Raw genomic sequence first — 21761 nt, forward strand, 5'->3', positions numbered from 1 at the left:
TTGAATCACACTCACGATTCAATGCACACTAATGACAGAAATATGGGGTGATATTGATGAGCCATCGTGCGAATCGAGTTGGCGAGCAAATGAAAAAAGAGCTCAGCGATATTATCGGACGAAAAATTAAAGACCCGCGTATTGGATTTGTTACGGTAACAGATGTTCAGGTTTCCGGGGATCTTCAGCAGGCGAAAGTATACATTACTGTTCTTGGCGGTGAAGACCAAAGAGAAAATACATTGAAGGGTCTGGCGAAGGCGAAAGGATTTATCCGCTCCGAAGTGGGGCAGCGGGTTCGTCTCCGCAAAACTCCGGAAATAATCTTTGAGTTTGATGAATCGATTGAATATGGTAATCATATTGAAACTTTACTTCGTAAGGTACAAGATGATCCGGATGAAGATTCACAGAATAAAGACGAGTAAGCTGAAAGGACTGATCCATGCGGGAATCATTTTTCGTAAGGGTCAGTCTTTTTGTTTGTAAAGATTTAATGAATGGAGGTTTAGGTATGAACGGGATTTTACCGTTATGGAAACCCAAGGGCATGACTTCTCATGATTGTGTATTTAAATTAAGGAAATTGCTTCGAACCAAGAAAGTCGGCCATACGGGGACACTCGATCCTGAAGTATCCGGGGTGCTGCCGATTTGCATCGGAAGGGCAACGAAGATTGCAGAGTATATTACTTCAGCAGGAAAAACATATGAAGGTGAGGTAACACTTGGCTATTCCACTACCACAGAAGATGTGTGGGGAGAAGTGGTTGAAACCAAGTCTGTTTCAATATCTATAAAAAGAAGCAGAGTAGAAGAGGTATTGAGAAATTTGAATGGTGAAATCACACAGACTCCTCCAATGTACTCGGCAGTAAAAGTAAATGGGAAAAGACTTTATGAATATGCAAGGCAAGGATTAGAAGTGGAGAGACCAAGCAGGAGTGTCCATATACACCAGCTGGAGCTTCTGGAAGACTGGGCTGAACTGAATGAAAAGCATCCTTCTTTCACCTTTTTAGTCTCATGCAGTAAAGGTACGTATGTAAGGACCCTGGCAGTTGAAATCGGAAAGCAGTTGGGCTTTCCTGCCCATATGTCTGCACTAACACGAACGAAATCAGCAGGCTTTACAGAGGCTGATTGTTTCACTTTGGAACAAGTCGGCGACTATGTAAAAACCGAAAGGACTGAGGACCTTCTATGTCCCTTGGAAGCGGGAGTTTCACATTTGCCGAAAATGGTAATTAATGATACATTAGCAGAGAAAGTGAAGAATGGTGCACGCTTACAAGAACCTGAGGATTGGCCGCAGGATTCAGAAGTTGTGATGGAGCATAATGGCCGTGCCATCGCGATTTATCAGCGCCATCCTGACAAATATGAGGTTATTAAGCCTGTTAAAGTGCTATTCAACGACTAGTGAAAAAGGTGAAATACTGTGAAAATAATAACCGTACATCATCCTCATTCGTTCAGTAGCGATGACTTTCCTCCAATGGTCATGGCACTGGGTTATTTTGACGGCGTCCATAAAGGGCATCAGAGGGTCATCAAAACGGCTGTTGAAAAAGCCAGGGAACGCATTGTACATAGTGCTGTCATGACATTCGATCCCCATCCTTCAGTTGTACTGGGACATAAGCATAAACATATACACTTCATAACACCTCTTGAGGATAAAAAGGAGATCATTGAAGGATTGGGGGTGGACTATTTATTTGTGGTCCGCTTCACTTCAGAATTTGCCAGCCTCCTCCCTCAGGAATTTGTGGATCAATATATCATAGATTTAAATGTAGTGCATGCAGTAGCAGGATTTGATTACTCTTACGGGAGGATGGGAAAAGGAACGATGGAGACCCTTCCGTTTCATTCCAGGGAAATATTCACTTCTACAACGGTGCCGAAATTGACTGAAGAAGAAGACAAAGTGAGCTCAACAAAAATTCGTGATTGTCTTAGAGAAGGAAAGATAAATAACGCAACCAAATTATTGGGAAGGCCATACAGAATGAAAGGTACCGTTATTCATGGGGAAAAACGCGGAAGAAAGATCGGTTTCCCGACAGCTAATATAGAATTGGCTCATGACTATTTGACACCTAAAAACGGAGTGTATGCCGTTCGGATGAAAATTTATGACAAATGGTATGATGGTGTCTGCAATGCAGGGTTTAAACCTACTTTTAGAAATCCCGATGAATATTCCTTGTCCATCGAGGTTCATTTATTTGATTTCCATTCATCGATTTATGGTGAAGAAGTATATATTGAATGGTTTGAAAGAATAAGAGATGAACAGAAATTCTCGGGTATAGAAGAGCTGATCACTCAAATTCAAAGGGATAAAGAAACCGCAATGAGCTACTTTTCAAGAAATTGAGGTAATCACTTGATTTTTGTAGAAAAAAGTAGTATTCTAAATAGCGTATGAAATGAACCTTTGCTTGGCATCACGATTCACCAACGTATGCTCAGTAACAGGGGATTTGAAAGAAATTATTAGGAGGTGAAAAGGATGGCTATCACGAAAGAACGTAAAAACGAACTTATCAGTGAATACAAAGTACATGAGAACGATACTGGATCTCCAGAAGTTCAAATTGCTGTCCTGACAGAAGAAATTAACAATCTGAACGATCACTTACGCGTTCATAAGAAAGATCACCACTCTCGTCGCGGTCTTCTTAAAATGGTAGGTCACCGTCGTAATCTTTTATCTTACCTGCGTAAGAAAGATGTACAACGCTACCGTGAGTTAATTACCAAATTAGGTTTACGTCGATAATCAGAAACAAGGAAGCGGGAATATTTCCCGCTTTTTCTTTAGTTTTTATAAGTGGAAATCTTTGTATGATACACCATGATTTTTTTGGATTTTTCACCCGGGGAACTCGTTGCAGTTGTATTCTTACGGTGTGTTTTTGTCTACAATACATAATAAGGAACGTTTTAAGATCTGTTCACAATAGAGCATTTAGCAGACCTGGTTGACCGAAGATTTTACTATCCAAACTTATTTGAATATAACGGCACTTATGTGCATGATATAGATTACTGAATTTATTTATAACGGGTAAGGTAAAACCGACACCCTTTAAGTGATGTATAAAGAGAGGGGTACACTTTATGGAACAAACTAAACAAACCTTTTCCATCGATTGGGCTGGAAGAGAATTAACGGTGGAAGCCGGCCAATTGGCTAAACAAGCCAATGGAGCAGTATTGGTGCGCTACGGAGATACAGCAGTACTAAGCAGTGCAACTGCATCTAAAGAACCGAAACCGCTGGATTTCTTTCCTTTAACAGTCAACTATGAAGAAAGATTATATGCGGTTGGTAAAATCCCAGGAGGATTCATCAAGCGTGAAGGACGTCCGAGTGAAAAAGCAATCCTGGCAAGTCGATTAATCGACCGGCCAATCCGTCCATTATTTGCAGACGGTTTCCGTAACGAAGTCCAGGTCATCAGTATGGTGATGAGTGTAGATCAGAACTGTTCGTCAGAAATGGCGGCAATGTTCGGATCATCACTTGCTTTGTCAGTATCTGATATACCATTCGAAGGTCCCATTGCAGGTGTGATTGTAGGACTTATTGATGGTGAATTCATCATTAATCCATCTGTTGAGCAGTTGGAAAAGAGTGAGATTCACCTTTCAGTGGCAGGAACGAAAGATGCGATTAACATGGTTGAAGCACGTGCAGATGAAGTTCCTGAAGAAACGATGCTGGAAGCAATCATGTTCGGTCATGAAGAAATTAAGCGTTTAGTTGCATTCCAAGAAGAAATTGTAGCAAAAGTAGGTAAAGAAAAATTAGAGATTAAACTCTTCGAACTGGATCAGGAATTGGAAACAGAGGTCCGTTCACTTTGTGAAGAAGAATTAATCCCTGCTATTCAAGTTCAGGAGAAGCACGCCCGGGAAGAGGCGATTTCAGCAGTTAAAAAAAATGTGATCGCAGCTTTCGAGGAAAAAGAAGCAGAAGAAGATACTCTAAAGCAAGTTAAGAAAATTCTGGACAAATTTGTTAAAAATGAAGTCCGCCGCCTGATCACGGAAGAAAAAGTCCGCCCTGATGGACGTAAAGTGGATGAGATCCGTCCGCTTTCTTCTGAAGTTGGAATTCTGCCGCGAACACATGGATCCGGACTATTCACGCGTGGACAAACCCAGGCACTCAGCATTTGTACGTTAGGCGCTTTAGGGGATGTTCAAATCCTTGACGGATTAGGAATTGAAGAATCCAAACGTTTCATGCATCACTATAATTTCCCTCAATTCAGTGTGGGGGAGACTGGACCGATCAGAGGACCAGGCCGTCGTGAAATAGGACACGGTGCATTGGGAGAACGAGCTCTTGAGCCTGTTATTCCTAATGAAAAAGATTTCCCTTATACTATAAGGTTAGTTTCAGAAGTTCTTGAATCCAATGGTTCAACATCACAAGCAAGCATCTGTGCGAGTACTATGGCTATGATGGATGCAGGTGTTCCAATTAAGGCTCCTGTCGCAGGTATTGCTATGGGCCTCGTGAAATCCGGGGAACATTATTCTATTCTTACGGATATTCAAGGGATGGAAGATTTCTTGGGTGATATGGACTTTAAAGTAGCGGGAACTTCCAAAGGTGTTACTGCACTTCAAATGGATATCAAGATCGATGGTTTATCAAGAGAGATTCTTGAAGAAGCACTTCAGCAAGCTAAGATCGGCAGAATGCAAATCCTTGACAGCATGCTTTCTACACTTGGAGAATCAAGAACATCGCTTTCTCAGTATGCTCCTAAGATTCTTACAATGCATATCAATCCTGACAAAATCCGTGATGTTATTGGACCAAGCGGTAAACAGATCAATAAGATCATCGACGAAACAGGAGTTAAGATCGATATTGAACAAGATGGAACCATCTTCATTTCTTCAACTGATGAAGAAATGAATAAGGTAGCTAAGAAAACAATAGAAGATATCGTAAGAGAAGTTGAAGCTGGCCAAATGTATCTCGGTAAAGTGAAGAGAATTGAAAAATTCGGTGCTTTCGTTGAAATCTTTGCCGGAAAAGACGGTTTGGTTCACATTTCTGAAATTGCTGAAGAACGCATCAGAAAAGTCGAAGATGTTGTGGCTATCGGCGATGAAATCCTGGTAAAAGTCCTTGATGTAGATAATCAAGGAAGAGTTAACTTATCTAGAAAAGCCGTTCTGAAAGAACAACGCGAAAAAGAAGAACAAAACCAAGCATAACTCTTAATAGACGGGCTGTCCTGTATGGAGTGCATTTCTTCCGACAGGCAGCCTTTTTCTATGTAGTAAACTGCGTTCTACCTTGTCCAATAAACACATATGTTTAAAGGAAGGAAGGTGAACCCAGTTGGAAAAAAAGTACTTGATTGGAATTTGTGTTATTGCTATTCTGACATTATTAGCTGTGGAAAATCCTTTATCGGATGAATATGTCCGGAACTTAAAACAAGAATATGTATCAGTTAGTGGCAATAGCAGCAATGAAGATCTCTTAAGAAAAATTAAAGAAGCAGCAGAAAACAAATCTTTTTCTGCCCAAAATGCCAGAGTTGATCCAGTGTGGAAGGCAACTCCAGGTTATAATGGGTTAAAAATAGATGTTCAAAAGTCATTGAAGAACATGAAAAAAGATGCGTCTTTTTCTGAAGAAAAGCTTGTTTATAAACAGATTCGGCCTGAAAAGCATCTTTCCGATCTACCGCCTTCCCCCATTTACAGAGGGAATCCGGATAAGCCCATGGTATCCTTGATTATTAATGTAGCGTGGGGGAATGAGTATATTCCCGATATGCTGGCTACTTTGAAAAAGCATCATATTTATGCTACCTTCTTTCTAGAGGGCAGGTGGGTAAAGAATAATCCGGATTTAGCGAAAATGATCGTGGATGCAGGGCATGAAATAGGAAATCATTCATATTCGCATCCAAATATGGAAATTCTTCAAACAGCAAAAGTACAGGATGAGCTGAAAAAAACAAACGAGATCATCGAAGTGACCACCGGAGAAAAAGTGAAATGGTTTGCACCGCCAAGCGGCAGTTACCGGGATGAAGTAGTGAAGATCGCGAACGAGATGGACATGGGTACAATCATGTGGAGTGTTGATACAATCGATTGGCAAAAGCCTCAGCCCGATGTACTTATCAACCGTGTGATGTCCAAGCTGCATAAAGGAGCCATCATTCTTATGCATCCAACCGCTTCCACTGCAAATTCTTTAAACAGCTTAATTGTACAAATAAAAGACAAACAGCTCCGGCTTGGGACGATTTCGAGTTTGTTCAAAGAAGAAAGAATTATTGAGAATATTGATAATTCACCTGAACAGGGAAATGTTAAGAATAACTCATAATTTGCTGCACCATGAATAGGAGGAACACTTTTTGATTAAGAAACATACATGCCAGAATGGACTTAGAATCGTTTTAGAAGAAATTCCTACTGTCCGATCAGTCGCAATCGGTATTTGGATTGCGACCGGTTCTCGGAATGAAGTGCAAGATAACAATGGTATCTCGCATTTCCTTGAACATATGTTTTTTAAAGGGACAAAAACCAAGTCGGCCAGAGAAATTGCCGAGTCATTTGACAGTATAGGCGGCCAGGTAAACGCATTTACCTCTAAAGAATACACCTGCTACTACGCTAAAGTGCTTGATAATCATGCAGAATATGCTCTACATACTTTGTCTGATATGTTTTTTAATTCTGCCTTTGATGAAGAAGAAATGGGTAAGGAAAAGAATGTTGTGTACGAAGAGATAAAAATGTATGAAGATACTCCGGATGATATCGTACACGACCTTCTCAGCAAGGCTGTTTATGAAGAACATTCACTCGGTTATCCTATTTTAGGCACCGAAGAGACACTTAGTACGTTTAATAAAAATAAATTAAAACAATATATGCACGATATGTACACTCCCGATCAAGTGGTTGTATCGATAGCTGGGAATGTGGAAGAGAGTTTCATCAAGGAAGTAGAAAAATTATTTGGATCGTATGAAGGTGGAAAAGGACCTGGGGAAAAAAGTCAGCCTTCGTTCCATTTCAACAAACTTGCACGGAAAAAAGATACCGAACAAGCCCATCTTTGCCTGGGTTTTGACGGATTTCAAATTGGACACAGCGATATTTACAATTTGATAGTATTAAATAATATTGTTGGCGGCAGCATGTCATCCCGTCTTTTCCAGGAAGTCAGGGAGCAAAGAGGGTTGGCATATTCCGTATTCTCTTATCATTCAGCGTATCAAGACAGCGGGATGGTAACCATTTATGGAGGAACAGGCGCGAATCAATTGGATCAATTATTTGATACAATCAATCAGACACTGCAGGAATTAAAAGCAGAAGGCATAACTTCGAAAGAGTTGACCAACAGCAAAGAGCAGCTTAAAGGAAATCTGATGTTAAGTCTTGAAAGTACCAACAGCCGCATGAGCCGTAATGGGAAAAATGAATTGTTATTAAAGCGTCACCGAACGCTGGATGAGATTGTAGATGAGATTGATGGAGTCACAATGGAAAAGGTCAATCAAATCGCGAATGACATTTTTACAGACGACTATGCTGCTTCGCTGATCAGCCCTGATGGGAATCTTCCAAAAAATATCAAACAATGACCTTTACGAATAAAAGCAGGCGGCGGCCTGCTTTTATTCGTATGAGAAGAAAGAAATCCTTCTAAAAGTATTGGACTTTGTATACATTATAGTACAAGGCAAATAGGAGGATTGATTTCGGTGAGATTAAGTGAGCTGAGCGGAAAAGAAATAGTGGATTTCAGGAAAGCGGAAAGACTGGGAGTGCTGGGCCAAACCGATTTAGAGTTTAATGATAGATCCGGCCAGATTCATGCCCTTGTTATCCCGACGGGCAAATGGATGCGTAAGCAAGGAGGCGAAATCAGGGTCCCTTGGCATCAGATCAGAACGATAGGAACGGATATGATCATACTGGAAGTTTCAAATGAATAAATAATTATATTCAAGGTAAATCAGAACGGGGTGCTGCCTCGTTTTTTTCTTTGTCCATTTTTCTTTAATATCCACCCGCCTCCGCTTTTCTTTTGTCCAGCTCCAGGTCTTAGAGGCATATGTCATAAGCCAAACCGTCCAAGAAGGCAAAGAGCGCCTTCCCGGCCGGTTCGTCTTATGCCACCCGCCTCTGAGCAAAGCCCTTCCGCTTTTCTTTTGTCCAGCTCCGGCGGCTAGAGGCTCGAGACATAAGCCATGCCATCCACAAAGGCAAAGAGCCGCCTTTGTGGCTGCCCTGTCTTATGCTTGTCGCCTCTGAGCAAGCCGCCTCCGCTTTTCTATTGTCCAGCTCCGGGGCTTAGAGGCACATGTCATAAGCCAAACCGTCCAAGAAGGCAAAGAGCGCGCCTTCCCGGCCGGTTCGTCTTATGCCACCCGCCTCTGAGCAAAGCCCCTCCGCTTTTCTTTTCACCCATTAGTTACCCCTTACATACACTGTTGAAGTGAAAAGGGATTTAGAATAGCGATTATGTAAAAAGAAGGTGAAAGCAGTGATGTTGACCGGAATGCAGATCGCAGTTCTAGGCGGAGATGCTCGTCAACTGGAGATCATTCGCAAGCTTACAGAGCTGGATGCGAAGATTTCTCTAGTTGGTTTTGAACAATTAGATCATGCCTTTACAGGGGCAACGAAGGAAAAGTTAGAAGATGTGGACTTTTCCATTATGGACGCCATCATCTTACCTGTACCCGGCACGAATCTACAAGGAGAAATTGATACGATCTTTTCTAATGAAAAAATCTGTCTGACTGAAGATATCGTATCACAAACGCCAGGGCACTGTACGATCTATTCAGGAATAAGCAATAAATACTTGGATAATGTAGTCAATTCAACAAATCGGAAATTGGTTCAATTATTTGAGAGAGATGATGTCGCCATCTATAATTCCATTCCCACTGTGGAAGGAACAATTATGATGGCTATTCAACATACGGACTTCACTATCCACGGCTCATCGATTGTCGTATTGGGATTGGGGAGAGTCGGGATGAGTGTCGCAAGGACATTCAGTAATTTAGGAGCAAAAGTGAAGGTGGGTGCTCGTAAAAGCGAGCATCTGGCGAGAATCACGGAAATGGGTCTGAAAGCCTTCCATCTTGATCATCTGTCAAAAGAGGTGGAAAGCTGTGATATCTGCATTAATACGATTCCTACTTCCATAATCAAAGCGAATGTGATTGCTAAAATGCCCCCGCATACCCTGATTATTGATCTGGCATCCAAACCGGGAGGAACCGATTTCCGTTTTGCGGAAAAAAGGGGGATCAAAGCATTATTGGCACCAGGATTGCCTGGTATCGTGGCTCCCAAAACAGCCGGGCAAATATTAGCCAATGTATTGGCACAGCTTCTTGAGGAAGATATTGATTCTGGAAAGGAGAGCTTATCTTGAGTGTAAAAGGAAAACGAATCGGATTTGGATTAACTGGATCACACTGTACTTACGACGCTGTATTCCCCGAAATTGAAAGGCTGGTTCAAAACGGAGCTGAAGTCATGCCAATCGTGACTTCTACGGTCATGAATACAGAAACAAGGTTCGGAAAAGGGGAAGACTGGATTAAGCGCATAGAAAATGTAACGGGTCACAAGGTGATTGATTCGATTGTCAAAGCCGAACCGTTGGGGCCAAAGATTCCTTTGGACTGTATGGTGATAGCACCACTGACCGGCAACTCAATGAGTAAATTTGCCAACGCAATGACTGACTCACCGGTGCTGATGGCTGCAAAAGCGACCCTTAGAAATCATCGTCCAGTTGTATTGGGGATTTCAACAAACGATGCATTAGGGTTAAACGGCATTAATCTGATGAGACTGATTTCAACGAAAGACATTTATTTTATCCCATTCGGGCAGGATGCCCCAGAGAATAAACCGAAGTCAATGGTCGCGAGAATGACACTCATTCAGGAAACGATCGAGGCAGCTATAGAAGGGAAACAACTTCAGCCAGTCATTATAGAAAAGTACTTGGATTAATTGCATTGAAGGCTATCATCTGTTCGTTAGATGGCCTTCTTTTCCTGCGTTTTAATAAATTCATCGAAAAAACCACTATTGTCAAATAATTGTTTATGTTAAAATAACCTTTATTATAGTAAATGACTAAATTGTTTTAAACTACTATGAGAAAACATAAATGGCTGGAAGGAGAGAAGAGTTTTGAATACAAGTGGTTTTCATGTAGCAGTTGTAGGTGCTACAGGTGCAGTAGGACAACAGATGCTCAATACATTAGAAAAAAGGGATTTTCCGATCAAAAAGCTGACTCTATTGTCATCCGCCCGTTCGGCGGGTTCAACCGTTACTTTTAAAGGCAAAGAATGGACCGTTGAAGAGGCTGAGCCTGAAAGCTTTAATGGCGTGGATATTGCTTTGTTCAGTGCGGGGGGAAGTGTATCGAAACTCCTTGCTCCGGAAGCTGTCAAACGCGGTGCCGTTGTGGTGGATAATACGAGTGCATACCGTATGGATCCGGATGTGCCCCTGGTCGTCCCGGAAGTGAATGAAGAGGATATCAAGCTTCATAATGGTATTATTGCCAATCCGAATTGCTCAACCATTCAAATGGCAGCAGCCCTTGAACCGATCAGAAAAGAATATGGCTTATCGAAAGTGATCGTATCTACTTACCAGGCAGTATCAGGCGCAGGAGCAGCGGCGATTGATGAATTGCATGAGCAATCACAGGCGATATTAAATGAAGAGTCTTACGAGCCTGCTGTTTTGCCTGTGAAAGGGGATAAAAAGCATTATCAAATTGCATTTAATGCCATTCCTCAAATTGACATGTTCCAAGATAATGGGTTCACATTTGAAGAGATGAAAATGATCAATGAAACAAAAAAAATAATGCATATGCCTTCCCTGAAGGTATCGGCAACATGTGTCAGATTACCTGTTGTAACAGGTCACTCTGAAAGTGTATATATTGAAATAGAAAAGGAATCCGTCTCAGTTAAGGATCTGCATTTACTGCTGAAAGATGCGCCAGGAATTACACTTGAGGATATTCCTGAAGAGCAGGTCTATCCTATGCCGGCATACGCAGTTGGAAAACCGGATGTATTTGTGGGCAGGGTGCGCAAAGATTTAGATGAAGACAAAGGATTCCACATGTGGGTAGTCTCTGACAATTTGTTAAAAGGGGCAGCATGGAATTCTGTACAGATTGCTGAAAGTTTAGTGAAGCTGGGATTAGTGAAGTAATTAAGAGGATCATTCTAATAATCTTTCCTTAAATACACCATTTCGTTCCTCTCATACCTCTTGAACTTTGACAATGAGGTGTAGTCATGAAAGTGATCGTTCAAAAATTTGGTGGAACTTCTGTACGAAATGAAGAAAATCGTTTAAAGGCTCTTACTCATATCAAAGAAGCGATCGAAAAGGGCTATAAGGCTGTAGTCGTTGTCTCAGCGATGGGCAGAAAAGGTGAGCCGTATGCCACAGACTCTTTGTTATCTTTGATCGGCGGTCCAAATGCCCGTGTCAGTAAAAGGGAACAGGATTTACTATTATCTTGCGGGGAAACGATCTCGAGTTTGGTATTCTCGAATTTGCTGCTGGAAAATGGCATCAGATCCACGGCATTGACAGGGGCTCAGGCAGGTTTCATTACGAATCGTGATTTTAATAATGCAAAAATTATTGAGATGCAATGCACCCGTCTATACAAAGAGCTTGAAACTCATGATGCTGTGGTGGTGGCAGGTTTTCAAGGTGCAACGAAAGAAGGAGATGTCACAACGATTGGAAGAGGGGGCAGTGATACTTCTGCTTCTGCGCTTGGTGCCGCACTAAAAGCCGAATTTATTGACATCTTCACAGATGTTGAAGGCGTGATGACTGCGGATCCGAGAATTTCTGCAAAAGCCAGACCGATTTCGGTCGTTTCCTATAATGAAGTTTGCAATATGGCATATCAGGGAGCGAAAGTGATACACCCGAGAGCAGTCGAGATCGCCATGAATTCCCATATTCCTATGAGAATTCGATCCACCTATTCGAAAGGTGAAGGCACACTAGTAACGACTGCAGAAAATACGAAGGCTCATAAGGAATTCCGAAATCACCCTGTCACTGGTATTGCGCACGTAAGTCAATTGACTCAGATTAAAGTATTCGCAAAAAAGGATCAATACAATCTTCAGGCAGAAGTATTCAAAGCAATGGCAAACGAAGGAATAAGCGTGGATTTCATCAATATCTCCCCCAGGGGAGTCGTTTATACCGTTGCTTCATCTTTAGCTGAAAAAGCCATAAAGGTGTTAAAGAAGAAAGGGCATGAACCCGTGGTTGAAGAAAATTGCGCAAAAGTTTCCGTGGTAGGGGGAGGGATGACAGGAGTGCCTGGTGTCACCTCAGCAATTGTCACTTCTTTGTCTGATAATGGCATCAGGATTCTGCAATCCGCAGACAGCCATACGACGATTTGGGTTCTGGTGAAAGAAAACGAACTAATTCGTGCAGTGAATGCTCTTCATGATACATTTCAGTTAGAAAAGCCTTACAGCACATTCAAAGCAGGATAGAACTTAATAAAGGGAGTGTAAAGTTTGAATTTTGGCCGTGTTTCAACAGCTATGGTCACACCGTTTGATCATAAAGGTAATATAGATTTTTCAAAAACGACTCAGCTGATAAATTACTTGATTGATAATGGTACGGATTCTCTCGTTGTGGCAGGGACTACTGGTGAATCACCTACATTGACAAAAGAAGAGAAGGTTGCATTATTTCGACATGTGGTCAAAGCCGTGAACGGAAGAATCCCGGTTGTTGCAGGAACTGGAAGCAATAATACCCATGCGTCAATCGAACTGACGAAGAAAGCAGCAGAAGCAGGCGTGGATGCGATTATGCTGGTGGCCCCATATTATAATAAGCCCAGTCAGGATGGGTTGTTTCAGCACTTTAAGATCATTGCGGATTCAACTTCCTTACCCGTAATGCTTTATAATATACCGGGAAGGTCTTCAGTAAATATTGATTCGGAGACAATCATCAGATTATCAGAAGTCGAAAATATCATTGCTGTAAAAGAAGCCGGAGGTAATTTGGATGCAATGACGGATATAATTTCCAATACTCCAGATGACTTTTCTTTATATAGCGGTGATGATGGTCTGACCCTTCCGATCATGTCCATTGGCGGAAATGGAATTGTTTCGGTTGCTTCTCATATCATCGGAAGTGAAATGCAGGAGATGATTAAATACTTTGTGGAGGGCGACGTATCTGCCGCCGCAAAAACTCATCAAAAATTATTACCCGTAATGAAAGGATTATTTACGAGCCCGAGTCCGACGCCTGTCAAAACGGCACTGCAATTGAAAGGACTGGATGTGGGGTCTGTGCGTCTTCCTCTTATTCCTCTCAGTGAAACAGAAAGAACGAAGCTCAGTCGTTTGTTGAATACGATATAAAGTAAGAAGAACGGGAATGTGCAGAGACTTCTGCACATTTTTTCTTTCAACCGGGAAACTGCAATCTATTAGAAAATAGCCAAACATAAAAAGAAAATAAAGGATTTTGTAAAGCGGCATCGAAATAGTTAGGTAGAAAATTGATGCATACTTCGACCTTATACAGTAGTATATCTCTGCACCTAATCATTCCTCAACAGGGGAAAATTGGTTGTACTTAAAAAAAGTTATCAAGTATAATGAATCTGACTGATTACAGATCGGGGAAGCACAACATAGGAGGACACATATTGTGAGTAAGACAAAAAATGAAGTAATCCGAATCATTCCATTAGGCGGAGTAGGAGAAATAGGCAAGAATATGTACGTCGTGGAAGTAGACAACGAAATATTCATCATTGATGCTGGGCTGATGTTCCCGGAAAATGAAATGCTCGGAATTGATATCGTCATTCCTGATATCCAGTATCTTGTTGAAAACAAAGATCGTGTCAAAGGGATCTTTCTTACCCATGGACATGAAGACAGCATCGGCGCCATATCGTATGTACTGAACAGAATTAAAGCACCTGTCTACGGAACGAAGTTGACAAATGCTCTTGTAAAAGCACGCTTAAAAGACGAGCAGGTTCATGAGGATGTTAAGTTTTTCACAGTTCATTCAGACAGTCTCCTGAATTTTAAGGGAGTCCAGGTTACTTTCTTCAGGACAACACACAGTATCCCGGATTCAGTTGGAGTCTGTATCCACACTTCTGAAGGTGTAATCGTACATACAGGGGAATTTAAATTTGATCAGTCCGTTAAACATCTCTACAGACCGGACTTGGGTAAAATGGCGGCAATCGGGGACAAAGGTGTCCTTTGTCTTTTATCGGACAGCATCGAGGCGGAAAGGCCGGGTTATACGCCATCAGAAGCTGTCATTGCAAATCAGCTTACAAAGACTTTCCGCACTGCTAAGGGACGGATCATTGTTGCATGCTTTGCGTCGAATTTAATACGCCTTCAACAGGTCTTTGATGCGGCAGAACAAAATAACCGTAAGGTGGCAGTTGTCGGTAAAAGCTTAAAACGTGTTTATGATGTTGCATTAAAGCTGGGTTATTTACATACCCGTGATGAAATCTTGATTTCTTTGGATGATATAGAAAATTACCCAAATGATGAAATCGTCATCATCGCAACAGGTACTCAAGGTGAACCATTCGAAGCATTACAGAGGATGGCAAAGAAATCACACCGTCTGGTGAACATCGAATCGGGGGATACAGTTCTAATAACAGCGACTCCTTCCCCTGGAATGGAAGTGGTTGCGGGACGGACTGTTGATATGTTATTCAGGGCAGGCGCAGAGGTGCTGACAGCGAACAAAAGAGTACATGTATCGGGACACGGCAGCCAGGAAGACTTGAAATTTATGCTGAATATCATGAAACCTAAACATTTCATACCGATTCAGGGAGAGTATAAAATGCTGGTAGCCCACTCTCAGCTTGCACATGATACCGGGCTGCCTTATAAAAAGATATTCATCCTGGATAAGGGTGATGTCCTTGAATTTAAAGATGGCAAGATGAAAATGAGCGGCAGGGTCACTGCCGGAAATGTCCTGATTGATGGAAGCGGTGTTGGTGACGTTGGAAATATCGTGCTGCGTGACCGCAAATTGCTTTCAGAAGACGGTGTATTCACTGTGGTGGTAACAATCAACCGCAGATCTAAGTCGATTGTAGCGGGTCCTGAAATCATCTCACGCGGATTTGTTTATGTCAGGGAATCCGAGGAATTGATAGAAGGAGCTTCAGGAATCGTTAATGATGTCGTACAAACTTATCTACAAAAAGGTTCATTCGAATGGTCTGCGATCAAGCAGGATATCCGGGATCAGTTGAATTACTATTTATTCAATAAAACAAGAAGAAGACCGATGATTTTACCGATCATCATGGAAGTGTAAATCGATATTCATGAGCTGTGAAAAAAGCTATCCCTTAATCATAAGGTGATAGCTTTTTCTTTGTGTATATATCTCTGTTGATAAGAAAGAAATCATAATGACATCGCCTATGTAACGATAGATAGTATGAAAATGGCCTCTTATAAAAATAATAACAAAAGAAACGTATTGAAGAAGGAGATGTCATTATGAATGAGAATCATCTAAACATGGATCGTGAGCCTCAGCCAAATCAGCCAAATAAAGGCGAAGAGGACGGTAAAGACAAGCCGTCAGGATTAATGGAGAAAATACAGCAATTGGGACAGACAAATGTCCCTCAGCTATCACAGGATTCGAATATTCATTGCCTGACAATCGTGGGACAAATTGAAGGTCATATGCAGCTGCCTCCGCAAAATAAAACGACGAAATATGAACATGTCATCCCCCAGTTGGTGGCCATTGAACAAAATCCAAAAATTGAGGGTGTTGTGGTTATTCTGAATACTGTTGGCGGTGACGTAGAAGCAGGACTCGCTATTTCGGAAATGCTTGCTTCTTTATCCAAACCTACCGTTTCTGTCGTACTCGGAGGCGGACACAGTATTGGTGTACCGATTGCAGTATCCTGCCAATACTCTTATATTGCAAGCACTGCGACGATGACGATTCACCCTGTTCGATTAACGGGATTAGTCATCGGTGTGCCGCAGACATTCGAATATCTTGATAAAATGCAGGACCGTGTTGTAAGCTTTGTTACAAAACACAGTAATATCACAGAAGAAGCATTTAAAGATTTAATGTTTGCAAAAGGAAATCTCACCCGTGATATCGGTACGAATGTAGTCGGGGATGATGCGGTTGATTATGGCCTGATTGATGGAATCGGCGGAATTGGTGCTGCCATACAGAAACTTAATGAATTGATCGACAGCAAGAAACAAAGTGAACAAAAAGAAGGATTGATACAATGATTTTATATACGACTGTTCCTCAAGAACAGATTTATCCTGCAGATGAAACAGAATTCAGCGGTCAGATGATGATTGAGCATCAAGGTATCCCGCTTCTTGTACAGCAGGTTGATAATAAATACAGGATCGTCCGTATCATGAGCAGTGATCCAGCCCATTATATGACTGGCACTATATGTCCAGGTGAATTTATCACGAATTAAGGAAGAAAGAGGATTCTCTGAAAATATTGGTTATGCTATAATAAATGTGGAAGAGCTGCATCTGATTCGTAAAACGGATTCCATTTAAAGGGAAAGGGACTGACACCTTAGGCACGCGATTTGCCCCAAGTGTTCAGCCCTTTCTTCAATTACATAACAGCAAAGTATTTTATAGAATTTAGGTGAATCATATTGGCAAAACGAAAAAAACGAAAGAAACGTGCTTCCACAAGCGCGTCATTGAAACAAACGATCAAGTATGAGATTACCGGTCTTGCTCTGATCACACTGAGTATTATCTCCATTATAGAGCTTGGAGCAGTTGGAAAGGCTTTCGTGTATTTCTTTCGATTTTTTCTTGGTGAATGGTACATGGCGGCCTTATTATTGATGCTGTATATAGCAGGATACCTGATGGTGAAACGGGAAGTCCCTTTATTATTCAGCAGGCGTTTACTCGGTCTTTATATTATTATTGCCAGTTTTTTACTGCTGAGTCATGTGAAATTATTTGATTTGTTATCGAATGACGGTAACTTTGAAAATCCGAGTGTCATCATGAACACCTGGGATTTATATTGGATGGATGTTAATGGCGAGTCCAGCACATCGGATCTTGGCGGGGGGATGATCGGCAGTATCCTTTTTGCTGTATCATATTTCCTTTTTGATTCCCAGGGTGCAAGGATTGTCAGTGCTGCGTTTATTTTAATAGGAATCATACTGGTAACAGGCAAGTCGCTTGGCGAGGTACTTGGGAGAATTGGTTCTCGTTTCCGCGATTTCATAGGCAGTCAATGGGCAGCCTTTAAGAATGACATGACAGATTGGAAGGAAACAAAGGGAAAGAAAAAGTCAGAGAAACAGCAAAGAGCAAAGGTTGAGTCGAAAAAGATAGAATCTCCTCCCCTTCAGGAAGATGGTAATGAAGAAGAGAAGATTGAGCCTATCATTTCTAACTTTGCAGAAAGAGCATACGGGGGAACTCCGCCTGTCAAAGAGGAGAACGTTCCTACCACAGTTGAAACGGAAAGGCAGGGGACTCCAACCGGGAAAGCAAAGCAGGAAGAAGGAGAAACAGAAGCTTCTCCGCCTATAACCTTTACAGAAGTGGAAAATAAAGATTATAAACTTCCTTCCTTAGCTTTATTAAAAAGTCCGAAGCAGACTGATCAAAGCAATGAATATCAGTTGATTCATGCAAATGCCGCAAAACTGGAAAGAACTTTCCAAAGTTTCGGTGTGAAAGCAAAGGTGACTCAGGTTCATCTGGGACCGGCGGTTACAAAGTATGAAGTCCACCCTGATGTAGGGGTGAAGGTGAGCAGGATCGTTAACTTGAGTGATGATTTGGCTTTAGCCTTGGCAGCTAAGGATATTCGTATTGAAGCACCGATTCCCGGAAAGTCAGCAATTGGCATTGAAGTCCCGAATTCAGAAGTAGCAATGGTATCATTACGGGAGGTGCTGGATTCAAAACAGCATAACAAGCCGGATTCGAAGCTTCAGATTGGATTGGGAAGAGATATTACAGGAGAAGCCGTATTGGCTGAACTGAATAAGATGCCCCATTTACTTGTTGCTGGTGCGACAGGCAGCGGGAAGAGTGTATGTATTAATGGAATTATTACCAGTATATTAATGCGGGCTAAGCCGCATGAAGTAAAATTGATGATGATTGATCCGAAAATGGTGGAACTAAACGTCTACAATGGTGTTCCCCATCTTCTGGCACCTGTTGTGACCGATGCAAAAAAGGCATCACAGGCGCTTAAGAAAGTAGTAAGTGAAATGGAACGCCGTTATGAATTGTTTTCCCACACAGGTACAAGGAATATTGAAGGGTATAATGATTATGTGAAAAAGCAGAATATCGAGAATGAAGAGAAACAGCCGTTGCTTCCATATATTGTTGTCATTGTAGATGAGTTAGCTGACTTGATGATGGTAGCTTCCAATGATGTAGAAGATGCAATCACGAGACTTGCCCAAATGGCACGTGCGGCGGGAATCCATTTGATCATTGCTACACAGCGGCCTTCCGTCGATGTCATTACAGGCGTGATTAAAGCGAATATTCCTTCCCGTATTGCATTTGCTGTATCCTCTCAGACAGATTCCAGAACAATATTGGACTCTGGTGGTGCCGAGAAGCTATTAGGCCGCGGAGATATGCTGTTTATGCCTGTGGGAGCATCTAAGCCAACGAGGGTACAAGGTGCATTCTTATCCGATGAGGAAGTAGAAGAAGTGGTTGATTTCGTTATTTCACAACAAAAGGCTCAGTATCAGGAAGAAATGATTCCGGATGATGTCCCAGATGAAGCTAGCAGCAGTGAGGCAGAGGATGAATTATATAATGATGCTGTCCAATTAATTGCCGAAATGCAAACAGCATCAGTGTCCATGCTTCAGCGAAGATTCAGGATAGGATATACACGGGCCGCACGATTAATAGACGAAATGGAAGTAAGAGGAGTGGTCGGTCCTTATGAAGGAAGTAAGCCGAGAACAGTGTTGATCGGTAAACCTTCAGAGGAGCAAAACGCGTAATATGAAAAGATGAAACATCTATAAAGAGTGAAGTTTCCATGAAAGAAGGGGACTCACTCTTTTTTTGTTCTCATTAATACGGATGCTTGTAATATGTCCTTTATTTACTCAATCATAAATTACCCAAAATAATTGATAGTCACAGGTCAAATGAAACCGTTTTATTTTTGAGTATTCTTGTTTATCCACCAATGTGATATACTATTAAAAGCGGTTACAATTAGAATAAAATTATTTCAAAATTGTAATAACAAGAGGTGATAAGTTGTCTTATGTAACAATAAGGTAAAATTTGCAACACTAATATGCGAAAATACCGATATTTCTCCTTGTTTTTACCAGAAAAATTTTCAGAATTGCCTTATTGGTCTTTTTTTTCGACAAAATCACATAATGCTATTTATTTATTAAAAGAAAAGTGTTATAGTATTTTCGATTAGTAGGAAAGATATACATCAGAGGTCTGATGTCTTGAGAAAATTTGGTGGTGGTTCCAGTGACAATTAAAACAGACAATCGACATTTATACTTACAAGTTATTGACCGTTTGAAAAAGGATATTGATGCAGGAGTTTATAAAGAAAAAGAAAAACTTCCTTCTGAATTTGATCTTTCCAAACAACTGGGTGTTTCCAGAGCTACTCTCAGAGAAGCATTAAGGATCCTTGAAGAAGAAAGTGTCATTATCCGCCGGCATGGTGTAGGAACATTTGTGAATGCCAAACCCCTTTTCACATCAGGGATTGAGCAATTAAACAGTGTATCTAATATGATCAAGCAGGCAGGGATGGAGCCGGGAACCATTTTCTTAAGTTCAACGACTCAAGAAGCGACAGAGGATGATGTCAAAAGGTTTCAAAGTGAAGAAGAAGAGAACATTGCTCTGGTTGAACGTGTTCGTACAGCCAACGGGGAACCGGTGGTGTATTGTGTAGACAAAATTCCTGAAAGAGTCCTGTCCAGGAATTTCACGCATGAAGACAATTCAATATTCTCTGTATTGGAAAACCGCGAGAATAGAAGAATCACGCATGCTGTCGCCCAGATCGAACCGATGGGATACCATGATAAGATTTCTCCGATTCTGAATTGCGAGCCTGAAACAGCTTTACTCGTACTCAAACAGATGCATTTTGATGAGAATGATGAGCCCATCCTGTATTCAGTCAACTATTTCCGATCAGACAAATTCAGCTTCCAGGTTTTAAGGAAACGTGTCTAGCAAACAATCTTTCTACTAATTTATTACTACAAAAATTTTGGGGGGTACTCTAGGTGAAAAAGCGTAAATTCGGTTTAGCGCTGTCTTTTGTTCTTGCAGCAGGTACATTATTAGGTGCTTGTGGTTCAAGCGAGAAAGAAGAAGGTGCATCTAGTGGTGACGGAAAGAGTAAAGAAGATCAATTTACAGTAGCAATGGTTACAGATGTTGGCGGGGTAGATGATAAATCATTCAACCAATCAGCTTGGGAAGGCTTGAAAGCATTCGGTGAGGAACACGGATTAGAAAAAGGTAAAAGCGGTTACGATTACCTTCAATCTCAATCTGATGCGGACTATGCTACAAACTTAAACACATTAGCTCGTCAAGATTTTGACTTAGTATATGGAATTGGCTTCCTGATGGAAGGCGCAATCAATGATATTGCAGGACAGCAAAAAGACGCTCACTTTGCAATCGTTGATGCGGTTGTTGATCAGCCAAATGTTGCCAGCATCACATTTAAAGAGCAAGAAGGTTCTTTCCTTGCAGGTGTGGCAGCAGGTTTAGCAACAAAAACAAATAAAATCGGTTTCATCGGTGGAATGGAAATTCCAGTTATCGAACGTTTCCACTCCGGTTTCTTAGCCGGTGTTAAAGCGGTTAACCCTGAAGCTGAAGTTGTATCTGATTATGCAGGTGCATTTGACAAAGCTGAACTTGGTCAAACAATCGCTTCTAAAATGTACTCTCAAAATGCAGATGTAGTATTCCACGCTGCCGGTGGTACAGGTAATGGTCTATTCAAAGAAGCACGTGATTTAAAAGAAAAAGATCCTTCCCGTGAAATCTGGGCAATCGGTGTTGACTCTGATCAAACTGCGGAAGGGAAAGTTGGAGACCATAACATCGTTTTGACTTCTTCTTTAAAGCGTGTTGACAACGCAGTACTTGACCTTTCTAACAAAGCAAAAGAAGGTAACTTCCCAGGTGGAGAAGTCATTTCTTACGGTCTTAACGAAGACGGTGTAGGACTTGCTGAACTTAATGATGAACTTTCAAACAAAGATGAAGTAATGGCGAAAGTGAACGAGTGGAAAGAAAAGATCGCTAATGGAGATATCACAGTACCTGAATCTCTTGATGAGGCAAAATCTTTCTCTGCAGAATAATCGTTCGTCAAGTGATATCGGGGATAAGCGGGCCATGGAATGCCGGTCTCTTATCCCTTTTTCTTTACAGATGAGAGTGGATAAATAGTACTAATCGTTTCACTTGCCGTTGATAATATTTGACTATTTTTTTATATTAAAATTTTAATTGAAGTATAGAAAGCATACCTTCTATCTTTCATTTAGAGTTTTAATAGGGGGCAGC

Annotated in this window: 19 protein-coding genes; all 19 read left to right on the forward strand. The window is 41.4% G+C overall.

Annotated features, from left to right (window positions below):
- The first annotated feature begins 56 nt into the window (after positions 1-56).
- Positions 57-428 (forward strand): 30S ribosome-binding factor RbfA, encoded by a 372-nt coding sequence (rbfA, locus tag V6B33_RS09545; protein ID WP_172251643.1) that lies wholly within the window; start codon positions 57-59, stop codon positions 426-428.
- A gap of 86 nt (positions 429-514) precedes the next feature.
- Positions 515-1423, forward strand: coding sequence for a tRNA pseudouridine(55) synthase TruB (truB, locus tag V6B33_RS09550; RefSeq protein ID WP_334217511.1), 909 nt, complete (start codon positions 515-517; stop codon positions 1421-1423).
- An 18-nt stretch (positions 1424-1441) separates the two neighbouring features.
- A complete protein-coding gene (gene ribF / locus V6B33_RS09555) occupies positions 1442-2386 on the forward strand; it encodes a bifunctional riboflavin kinase/FAD synthetase (RefSeq protein ID WP_334217512.1) in 945 nt (314 codons plus the stop codon).
- Between the two features lie 135 nt (positions 2387-2521).
- A complete protein-coding gene (gene rpsO / locus V6B33_RS09560) occupies positions 2522-2791 on the forward strand; it encodes a 30S ribosomal protein S15 (protein WP_334217513.1) in 270 nt (89 codons plus the stop codon).
- A gap of 341 nt (positions 2792-3132) precedes the next feature.
- Positions 3133-5253: a polyribonucleotide nucleotidyltransferase gene (gene pnp / locus V6B33_RS09565; protein ID WP_334217514.1), complete on the forward strand. Its 2121-nt coding sequence runs from the start codon at positions 3133-3135 to the stop codon at positions 5251-5253.
- A gap of 127 nt (positions 5254-5380) precedes the next feature.
- On the forward strand, positions 5381-6385 hold the full coding sequence (locus tag V6B33_RS09570; protein WP_334217515.1) for a polysaccharide deacetylase family protein: 1005 nt from the start codon (positions 5381-5383) through the stop codon (positions 6383-6385).
- A 31-nt stretch (positions 6386-6416) separates the two neighbouring features.
- The gene (locus V6B33_RS09575; protein WP_334217516.1) at positions 6417-7658 is read left to right on the forward strand and encodes a M16 family metallopeptidase; all 1242 of its coding nucleotides are present in this window, start codon (positions 6417-6419) and stop codon (positions 7656-7658) included.
- Positions 7659-7778: 120 nt separating this feature from the next.
- The gene (locus V6B33_RS09580; RefSeq protein ID WP_334217517.1) at positions 7779-8012 is read left to right on the forward strand and encodes a YlmC/YmxH family sporulation protein; all 234 of its coding nucleotides are present in this window, start codon (positions 7779-7781) and stop codon (positions 8010-8012) included.
- 554 nt (positions 8013-8566) lie between these two features.
- The gene (gene dpaA / locus V6B33_RS09585) at positions 8567-9469 is read left to right on the forward strand and encodes a dipicolinic acid synthetase subunit A (RefSeq protein ID WP_334217518.1); all 903 of its coding nucleotides are present in this window, start codon (positions 8567-8569) and stop codon (positions 9467-9469) included.
- Entirely contained in the window at positions 9466-10059 is a 594-nt protein-coding gene (locus tag V6B33_RS09590) for a dipicolinate synthase subunit B (RefSeq protein WP_334217519.1), read from the forward strand. The genes dpaA and V6B33_RS09590 overlap by 4 nt, the downstream gene beginning before the upstream one ends.
- 183 nt (positions 10060-10242) lie before the next feature.
- Positions 10243-11289 (forward strand): aspartate-semialdehyde dehydrogenase, encoded by a 1047-nt coding sequence (gene asd, locus V6B33_RS09595; protein WP_334217520.1) that lies wholly within the window; start codon positions 10243-10245, stop codon positions 11287-11289.
- Positions 11290-11375: 86 nt separating this feature from the next.
- Positions 11376-12614 carry an aspartate kinase gene (gene dapG / locus V6B33_RS09600; RefSeq protein WP_334217521.1) on the forward strand — a complete coding sequence of 413 codons (1239 nt, stop codon included), beginning with the start codon at positions 11376-11378 and terminating at the stop codon, positions 12612-12614.
- A gap of 24 nt (positions 12615-12638) precedes the next feature.
- On the forward strand, positions 12639-13508 hold the full coding sequence (gene dapA, locus V6B33_RS09605) for a 4-hydroxy-tetrahydrodipicolinate synthase (RefSeq protein WP_334217522.1): 870 nt from the start codon (positions 12639-12641) through the stop codon (positions 13506-13508).
- Between the two features lie 292 nt (positions 13509-13800).
- Positions 13801-15468: a ribonuclease J gene (locus V6B33_RS09610; protein ID WP_334217523.1), complete on the forward strand. Its 1668-nt coding sequence runs from the start codon at positions 13801-13803 to the stop codon at positions 15466-15468.
- Positions 15469-15677: 209 nt separating this feature from the next.
- Positions 15678-16427 (forward strand): ClpP family protease, encoded by a 750-nt coding sequence (locus tag V6B33_RS09615; protein ID WP_442915512.1) that lies wholly within the window; start codon positions 15678-15680, stop codon positions 16425-16427.
- Complete coding sequence (locus tag V6B33_RS09620; RefSeq protein WP_334217524.1) at positions 16424-16630, forward strand: YlzJ-like family protein; 207 nt, start codon at positions 16424-16426, stop codon at positions 16628-16630. Before V6B33_RS09615 ends, V6B33_RS09620 begins: the two co-directional genes overlap by 4 nt.
- Before the next feature lie 192 nt (positions 16631-16822).
- Positions 16823-19183 carry an FtsK/SpoIIIE family DNA translocase gene (locus V6B33_RS09625; protein ID WP_334217525.1) on the forward strand — a complete coding sequence of 787 codons (2361 nt, stop codon included), beginning with the start codon at positions 16823-16825 and terminating at the stop codon, positions 19181-19183.
- Between the two features lie 496 nt (positions 19184-19679).
- Positions 19680-20405 carry a GntR family transcriptional regulator gene (locus V6B33_RS09630; RefSeq protein WP_334217526.1) on the forward strand — a complete coding sequence of 242 codons (726 nt, stop codon included), beginning with the start codon at positions 19680-19682 and terminating at the stop codon, positions 20403-20405.
- Between the two features lie 53 nt (positions 20406-20458).
- Positions 20459-21556: a BMP family lipoprotein gene (locus tag V6B33_RS09635; RefSeq protein ID WP_334217527.1), complete on the forward strand. Its 1098-nt coding sequence runs from the start codon at positions 20459-20461 to the stop codon at positions 21554-21556.
- Positions 21557-21761 lie beyond the last annotated feature (205 nt).

Source organism: Mangrovibacillus sp. Mu-81, assembly GCF_036867415.1.
Classification (GTDB): domain Bacteria; phylum Bacillota; class Bacilli; order Bacillales; family Bacillaceae_B; genus Rossellomorea.